Annotated in this window: 9 protein-coding genes; 8 read left to right on the forward strand and 1 reads right to left on the reverse strand. The window is 69.9% G+C overall.

Translation table 11 applies throughout. The features are described from left to right. The 8 genes from IH13_RS41620 to IH13_RS0131450 all read left to right on the forward strand — a co-directional run. A partial coding sequence (locus IH13_RS41620) for an integrase core domain-containing protein (RefSeq protein ID WP_158791432.1) occupies window positions 1-272 on the forward strand: 272 nt, incomplete at its 5' end. Between the two features lie 271 nt (window positions 273-543). Next, window positions 544-1,428 (forward strand): HipA family kinase, encoded by an 885-nt coding sequence (locus IH13_RS0131420; RefSeq protein ID WP_031089677.1) that lies wholly within the window; start codon window positions 544-546, stop codon window positions 1,426-1,428. Further along, the gene (locus IH13_RS0131425; protein WP_031089678.1) at window positions 1,425-1,808 is read left to right on the forward strand and encodes a DUF3037 domain-containing protein; all 384 of its coding nucleotides are present in this window, start codon (window positions 1,425-1,427) and stop codon (window positions 1,806-1,808) included. Before IH13_RS0131420 ends, IH13_RS0131425 begins: the two co-directional genes overlap by 4 nt. Before the next feature lie 204 nt (window positions 1,809-2,012). Then, window positions 2,013-2,774, forward strand: coding sequence for a 3-oxoacyl-ACP reductase FabG (gene fabG / locus IH13_RS0131430; RefSeq protein WP_031089680.1), 762 nt, complete (start codon window positions 2,013-2,015; stop codon window positions 2,772-2,774). A gap of 22 nt (window positions 2,775-2,796) precedes the next feature. Continuing rightward, window positions 2,797-3,552: an SDR family oxidoreductase gene (locus IH13_RS0131435; protein ID WP_031089682.1), complete on the forward strand. Its 756-nt coding sequence runs from the start codon at window positions 2,797-2,799 to the stop codon at window positions 3,550-3,552. 117 nt (window positions 3,553-3,669) lie between these two features. Then, window positions 3,670-5,250, forward strand: a complete 1,581-nt coding sequence (locus IH13_RS0131440; RefSeq protein WP_031089685.1) for an ABC transporter substrate-binding protein — start codon at window positions 3,670-3,672, stop codon at window positions 5,248-5,250. A gap of 90 nt (window positions 5,251-5,340) precedes the next feature. Then, complete coding sequence (locus tag IH13_RS0131445; RefSeq protein WP_031089687.1) at window positions 5,341-6,024, forward strand: uracil-DNA glycosylase; 684 nt, start codon at window positions 5,341-5,343, stop codon at window positions 6,022-6,024. A 173-nt stretch (window positions 6,025-6,197) separates the two neighbouring features. After that, a complete protein-coding gene (locus IH13_RS0131450) occupies window positions 6,198-6,662 on the forward strand; it encodes a hypothetical protein (RefSeq protein WP_051835995.1) in 465 nt (154 codons plus the stop codon). A 202-nt stretch (window positions 6,663-6,864) separates the two neighbouring features. Here IH13_RS0131450 and IH13_RS0131455 read toward each other — a convergent pair. Beyond that, window positions 6,865-6,979 (reverse strand): mycothiol transferase (locus IH13_RS0131455; RefSeq protein WP_031089690.1); only part of this gene is annotated, 115 nt, incomplete at its 5' end.

A 6,979-nucleotide genomic window follows, 5' to 3' on the forward strand; every position in this document is an offset into this window, starting at 1 on the left:
CCTGCAGGTCAGCAGGGGTGCGACGAAGCATGAGCGCGGTCGGCTCCAGCGCGGACAACGCACTCGCCAAGTCCTTCGACGCCACCTTCAAATGCGAGACCCGGCAAGGACGAAAAAGCTGGCCCAACGAGCGCGAGGCCCGACTCGACGCCTTCCGATCGCTCCACCGCTACAACACCCGGCGCCGACACTCCCGCCTCGGACAACGACCACCGATCGCCTTCGAGAACGCCTTCCACCGCACACCAACTACGCTGGCCCAAGCCGCATAAGCCGTGTTCAGGATTCGGGGCCAAGGCCCGCTCGGTGGCTCGGACACTCTTCGCCAGCGATCACCCTCGGTTACTATGCTCACTTCATGCCGGAGGCCGGCAGCAAGGGGCGCGGCATCATCGACGGTGTCCTTGGGGAGCGCGGGGGATCAGCTTGCCAGCCGAAACTCCCCAGATTCTCCCCGGCGTCGGTGACCCGTGATTCCGGCCTCTACGCTTCGGAGAAGTGGTCCGTGGATTGTAAGGCTGAAGAGATGGGTGGCCTGGAAAAGTGTTGGAAGAGGTTGTAGCGACCCGCTATGTCACGCCCTTGCGTGAAGGTGGCTCGCTCCCCGGGATCGTCGAGGCCGACGACCTGGGCACATACGTCATGAAATTCACCGGGGCCGGGCAGGGGCGCAAGACCCTGGTCGCGGAGGTCATCTGCGGGGAGCTCGGCAGGCGGCTGGGGCTGCGGGTCCCCGAGCTGGTGACCATCCGGCTCGACCCCGTCATCGGCCTCGCCGAACCGGACCAGGAGGTCCAGGAGCTGCTGAAGGCGAGCGCCGGGCTGAACCTCGGGATGGACTACCTGCCCGGCTCGCTCGGTTTCGACCCGCTCGCGTACGAGGTCGGCCCGGCGGAGGCCGGGAGGGTCGTCTGGTTCGACGCCCTGATCAACAACGTGGACCGGTCCTGGCGCAACCCCAACATGCTGGTCTGGCACGGCGAGCCGTGGCTGATCGACCACGGGGCCACCATGATCTGGCATCACAACTGGCCCGGCGCCCAGGCGTCCGCCGCGAAGCCGTACAACGCCTCCGACCACGTCCTCGCGCCGTTCGCCCCGGACATCGAGGCCGCCGCGGCCGAGCTCGCCCCCCTCGTCACCGAGGAGTTGCTCACCGAGGTGGCGGCCGAGGTCCCGGACGCCTGGCTGGAGGGCGAGCCGGGATTCGACTCGACGGACCAGCTGCGCCGGGCGTACGTGGAGCCGCTGCTGGCACGCGCCGGAAGCATCCACGAGCGGATCGAACGGGAGGCGCCGACGAAGGCGCGCCCCTCCCAGGCCCCGGGCTGGCTCACCGAACACCTCACCCCGTGGCCTCACCCCACCAAGAAGGACCGCGCCGCGCAGGCGGACGCCGGTCGCACGGGCAAGGACGGCGGCCGATGAACAAGCGCGATGTCTTCGAGTACGCGGTGCTGCGCGTCGTCCCGCGGGTCGAGCGAGGCGAGTGCTTCAACGCCGGTGTGCTCGTGTACTGCCGTGCCAAGTCCTTCGTGGCGGCGCGGACCCTCCTGGACGAGCGCAAGCTCCTGGCGCTCGATCCGGCTGCCGACGTGGTCGGGGTCCAGGCCGCCCTGCGCGCCGTCGAGGGGGTCTGCTGCGGTGGCGACGCGGCGGGTCAGGCCGCCGGCGACGACGCGGGCAGGCGGTTCCGCTGGCTGATCGCACCGCGTTCCACGGTCGTCCAGCCGGGCGTCGTGCACAGCGGCCTCACCACGGACCCGGAGGCGGAGGTCGAGCGTCTGCTCGACCTGCTGGTGCGCTGATCCGACCCAGGGGGCGCCGCCCGTGCGGACCACGGTCGCGGCGCCGCGGGGTGTGACATACGCCCCCGCCCCCTCACGCCGTTGACACCGGGTGCCAGGGCTTCTAGCGTCTCGTTCTGCTGAAGGTACTAAGCGGTTGCTCAGTCATCGGGTACTTCCCGGCGTCCGCTGAGCCGCGAAATCCAAGGGCGAGGAGAACCAAGCATGTCCACCACCGAGCAGCGCGTCGCCATCGTGACGGGAGCGGCCCGGGGCATCGGCGCCGCCACCGCCGTACGCCTGGCGGCCGAGGGCCGCGCCGTCGCCGTACTCGACCTCGACGAGGCGGCGTGCGAGGACACGGTCGAGAAGATCACCGCCGCGGGAGGCACCGCCCTCGCCGTCGGCTGCGACGTGTCGGACAGTGCCCAGGTGGAGGCCGCCGTCGCGCGGGTCGCCGCCGAGCTCGGCGCCCCGACGATCCTCGTCAACAACGCGGGTGTGCTCCGCGACAACCTGCTCTTCAAGATGAGCGAGGGCGACTGGGACCTCGTGATGAACGTGCACCTCAAGGGCGCGTTCCTCATGGCCAAGGCTGTGCAGTCGCACATGGTGGAGGCCGGGTTCGGCCGGATCGTCTCGCTGTCCTCCTCCTCCGCGCTCGGCAACCGCGGCCAGGCCAACTACTCGGCGGTCAAGGCCGGTCTCCAGGGATTCACCAAGACCCTGGCCAAGGAGCTCGGCAAGTTCGGCGTGACCGCGAACGCCGTCGCCCCGGGCTTCATCGTCACCGAGATGACCGCTCAGACGGCGGCCCGCGTCGGCATGGGGTTCGAGGAGTTCCAGGCCGCCGCCGCCACCCAGATCCCGGTGCAGCGGGTCGGCCGTCCCGAGGACGTCGCGAACGCCATCGCCTTCTTCACCGGCGACGACGCGGGATTCGTGTCCGGGCAGGTCATGTACGTCGCCGGCGGACCGCTCAACTGACCCGGGAAGGGCAACGGACATCATGACTGTGCAGGACAGCGGCAAGGTCGCGCTCGTCACGGGTGCCAGCCGGGGCATCGGCTACGGGATCGCCCAGGCGCTCGTCGCCCGGGGCGACCGGGTCGTCATCACCGGCCGGGGCGAGGACGCGCTCAAGGACGCCGTCGAGAAGCTCGGCGCCGACCGTGCCGTCGGGATCGCCGGCAAGGCGCACGACGAGGCCCATCAGGCGGCGGCGGTCGAGCGGGCCATGGAGGCGTTCGGCCGGGTCGACTTCCTGATCAACAACGCCGGTACCAATCCGGTCTTCGGCCCCATGGCCGAGCTGGACCTGGGGGTCGCCCGCAAGGTCTACGAGACGAACGTGATCTCCGCCCTCGGATTCGCCCAGCAGACGTGGAAGGCCTGGCAGAAGGAGAACGGCGGGGCGATCGTCAACATCGCCTCCGTCGCCGGTGTCTCCGCCTCGCCGTTCATCGGCGCGTACGGGATGAGCAAGGCGGCCATGGTCAACCTGACCCAGCAGCTGGCCCACGAGTTCGCGCCCGTCGTGCGGGTCAACGCGATCGCCCCGGCCGTGGTGAAGACCAAGTTCGCCGAGGCGCTGTACGAGGGCCGTGAGGCCGAGGCCGCCGCGGCCTATCCGCTCGGCCGGCTGGGTGTTCCCGAGGACATCGGCGGCGCGGCCGAATTCCTCACCTCCGAGAAGTCCGGCTGGATCACGGGGCAGACCCTCGTGATCGACGGGGGCATCTTCCTCAACGCCGGCGTGGGCTGACAACGGCCTGGGCCGGTTTGGCCTGATTGCCTCAAGTGCCCTACCAGGATTACGGGTTGACCTGGTAGGGCGCTGCGGTATGGTCTGCCGACCCATGGCTGATCGAGGAGCGTGCACGTGTTCTACCGGGCCAGTCTGCAGGCCGCTGCAGCCTTTGCTTCCCTTTCTTTGCTGGCAGGCTGCGGCCTGTTCTCCGACAGCGGTGCGGAGACGGACCAGCGGATAGCCGTCGGAACGACGAGCTCCCCGTCGACACTCGATCCGGCAGCTGCCTGGGACGGCTCGTGGGAACTGATGAGGAACGTCTTCCAGACCCTGGTGAGCTTCCCGACCGGCGCGACCAGCCCGGAGCCGGACGCGGCCGAGTCCTGCGACTTCACCGACATGACGAGCACGGCCTACCGGTGCACCATCCGCCAGGGCCTGCGGTTCTCCAACGGCGAGAAGGTCGACGCCGCGGCCGTGAAGTACTCGATCGAGCGGATCCTCAAGATCAAGGCCAAGAGCGGCCCGGCGGGCATGCTGGGTTCCCTCGACCATGTGGAGACCCAGGGCGACGACAAGGTGGTCTTCCATCTGAACAAGTCGGACGCGACCTTCCCGTTCATCCTGGCCACCCCCGCGATGTCGCTCGTCGCCCCCGGTGACTACCCCGCCGACAAGATCCGCGACGACGGCGAGGTCACCGGTTCGGGCCCCTACGTCCTGAAGTCGTACGAGGCCGGGGTCAAGGCCGAGCTGACCAAGAACCCCGACTACAAGGGCTTCGCCAACCGCAAGAACGACGCGGTCACCATCCGTTACTTCAAGGACTCCTCGCCCATGGTGGACGCCCTGAAGAAGAACGAGATCGACGCGACCTACCGCGGTCTGACCGCCGAGGAGGTCGTCGCCCTCGAGGACGGCAAGGCGGACGACAAGGGACTGCAGATCGTCGAGACCGTCGGGGCGGACATCCGCTTCCTCGTCTTCAACCCCAAGGACCCGGCGGCGGGCAAGCTCGCCGTCCGCCAGGCCGTCGCGCAGCTGATCGACCGGGACGCCCTCGTCGCCAAGGTGTACCGGGGCACCGCGGAGCCCCTGTACTCCATGGTCCCCAAGGGCATCGCCGGGCACACCACCAGCTTCTTCGACTCCTTCGGCGACCCGGACAGGAAGAAGGCCCGGGCGTACCTCGACGACGCGGGCGTCGAGACCCCCGTCCGGATGACGTTGTGGTTCACCACCGACCGCTACGGCTCCTCGACCGCTCCCGAGTTCGCCGAGCTGAAGCGTCAGCTGGAGGAGTCGGGGCTGTTCGAGATCAAGTTGAAGAACGCGCCGTGGACGGCCTTCCAGCAGGGTTTCAGCAAGGGGGAGTACCCGGTCTTCGGGCGCGGCTGGTTCCCGGACTTCCCGGACCCGGACAACTTCATCGCCCCGTTCGTCGGCAAGGACAGCGTCACCGGCACCCCCTACCTGACCGACGAGATCACCGGTGACCTGTTGCCGGCGTCCCGCAAGGAGAGCGACCGCGGGGCCGTCTCCCCGCAGTTCAAGCGGGCCCAGGAGATCCTGGTCGAGGACGTGCGGCTGCTGCCGCTGTGGCAGGGCAAGCTCTACGTCGCGGCGGGCGAGGACATCGGCGGCGGCGAGCGTGCCCTGGACCCGCAGACGGTCATGCAGATGTGGGAGCTGTACCGCAAGGCCAGCTGGTAGACCGGGGATATCGGCTCGGGCGGCGGCGTTGTCAGTGGGCCCCGGTAGGTTCTGTGCACTAGAACCGATTGCTTACCGGAGGTTGTGGACGTGACCGACACCGACCTGCTGCCCGAGTCCTGGCGCGGCGTCCTCGGCGAAGAGCTGCAGAAGCCCTACTTCAAGGAGCTCATGGACTTCGTCGAGGAGGAGCGGGCCAACGGGCCGGTGTATCCGCCGCGTGAGCAGGTGTTCGCCGCGCTGGAGGCGACGCCGTACGACCGGGTGAAGGTGCTCGTCCTCGGCCAGGACCCCTACCACGGCGAGGGGCAGGGGCACGGGCTCTGCTTCTCCGTGCGGCCCGGCGTCAGGACGCCCCCCTCCCTGCGCAACATCTACAAGGAGATGAACGACGAGCTCGGCCTGCCGATCCCGGACAACGGATACCTCATGCCGTGGGCGGAGCAGGGGGTCCTCCTGCTCAACGCGGTGCTGACGGTCCGCGGCGGTGAGGCCAACTCGCACAAGTCCAAGGGCTGGGAGAAGGTCACCGACGCGGTGATCCGCGCCGTGGCCGACCGGCCCGACCCGGCGGTCTTCGTCCTCTGGGGCAACTACGCGCAGAAGAAGATCCCGCTGATCGACGAGGAGCGCCACGTGATCGTGAAGGGTGCGCACCCCTCGCCGCTCTCGGCGAAGAGGTGGTTCGGCTCCCGCCCCTTCACCCGGATAAACGAGGCCGTCGCCGCCCAGGGCCACGAGCCCATCGACTGGCGTATCCCGGACCTGGGCTGACGGCCGGGCGGGGACGAACTGGGCCGAGGGCTCCGGCACGAGGCACGGCCCCGGCCCGCGCCTGAGCGGGATTCCGGGTGGGTGCGGCTAGCGTCGGACCGACCGGAACAGGCCCGACCGCCTTCAGGGAGACCTCTGTCGTGGAGCAGCAGGAAGCGTCGAAGGACGCCGTCATGACCAGGATCGGCCAGGCGGTCATGCTGCTCCACGGCGGGGACCGGGAGGAGGCGCGCAACCGCTTCCGGATCCTGTGGGAGGAGCTCGGGGAGCGGGGCAGCGCCCTGCACCGCTGCACCCTGGCCCATTACATGGCCGACACGCAGGACGACCCGGAGGACGAGCTCGACTGGGACCTGCGCGCCCTGGCCGCCGCGGAGCTGCCCGGTGCCGGGCCCGAGGGGCCGGACGCGACCCGTGAGGCGGTCGCGGTGCGTGCCTTCCTCCCCTCCCTGCACCTCGATCTCGCGGCCGACTACCTCGCGCTGCGACGCTTCGAGGCAGCCCGGACACATCTGGACCAGGCGTGGGAAGCGGTGGGCGCGCTCGGCGTCGAGAGCGAGGACGGGCACGGGGAAGCGGTCCGTGCTGCCCTCGGCAGGCTGGAGCACCGGATGCGGGGGAGCGGGACGGGGACGTGACGGACCGACCGGTCCGGGACCCGCGGCGCCGCGTCGCTCCCGGCCCGGCGTCCGGCGTCCGTACGGTGGCTGCGCGTTGCCCGGTGCCCGTACTCCCGGCCCGGCCCGGTGCCCGTACTGCCGGTCCGGCGCGGTGCCCGTCCGGTGCGGTGCGCCGGCCGACGAGGGGCGGCCGGGGGGAGGTCGCCGGCCGGGCGCGGGATCAGACGCCCGTCGCTCCGTCGATCCGCTCCCGGACGAGGTCCGCGTGCCCGTTGTGGCGGGCGTACTCCTCGATCATGTGCGTGTAGATCCACCGGAGGGTGAACGGCTTGCCC

Origin of the sequence: Streptomyces sp. NRRL WC-3549 (assembly GCF_000721935.1) — a bacterium.
GTDB lineage: Bacteria > Actinomycetota > Actinomycetes > Streptomycetales > Streptomycetaceae > Streptomyces.

Bases quoted from the DNA above. Each gene is read 5' to 3' on its own strand.
- IH13_RS0131425 (WP_031089678.1), top strand. From the start codon at position 1,425: ATGAACAAGCGCGATGTCTTCGAGTACGCGGTGCTGCGCGTCGTCCCG.
- fabG (WP_031089680.1), top strand. From the start codon at position 2,013: ATGTCCACCACCGAGCAGCGCGTCGCCATCGTGACGGGAGCGGCCCGG.
- IH13_RS0131435 (WP_031089682.1), top strand. From the start codon at position 2,797: ATGACTGTGCAGGACAGCGGCAAGGTCGCGCTCGTCACGGGTGCCAGC.
- IH13_RS0131450 (WP_051835995.1), top strand. From the start codon at position 6,198: ATGACCAGGATCGGCCAGGCGGTCATGCTGCTCCACGGCGGGGACCGG.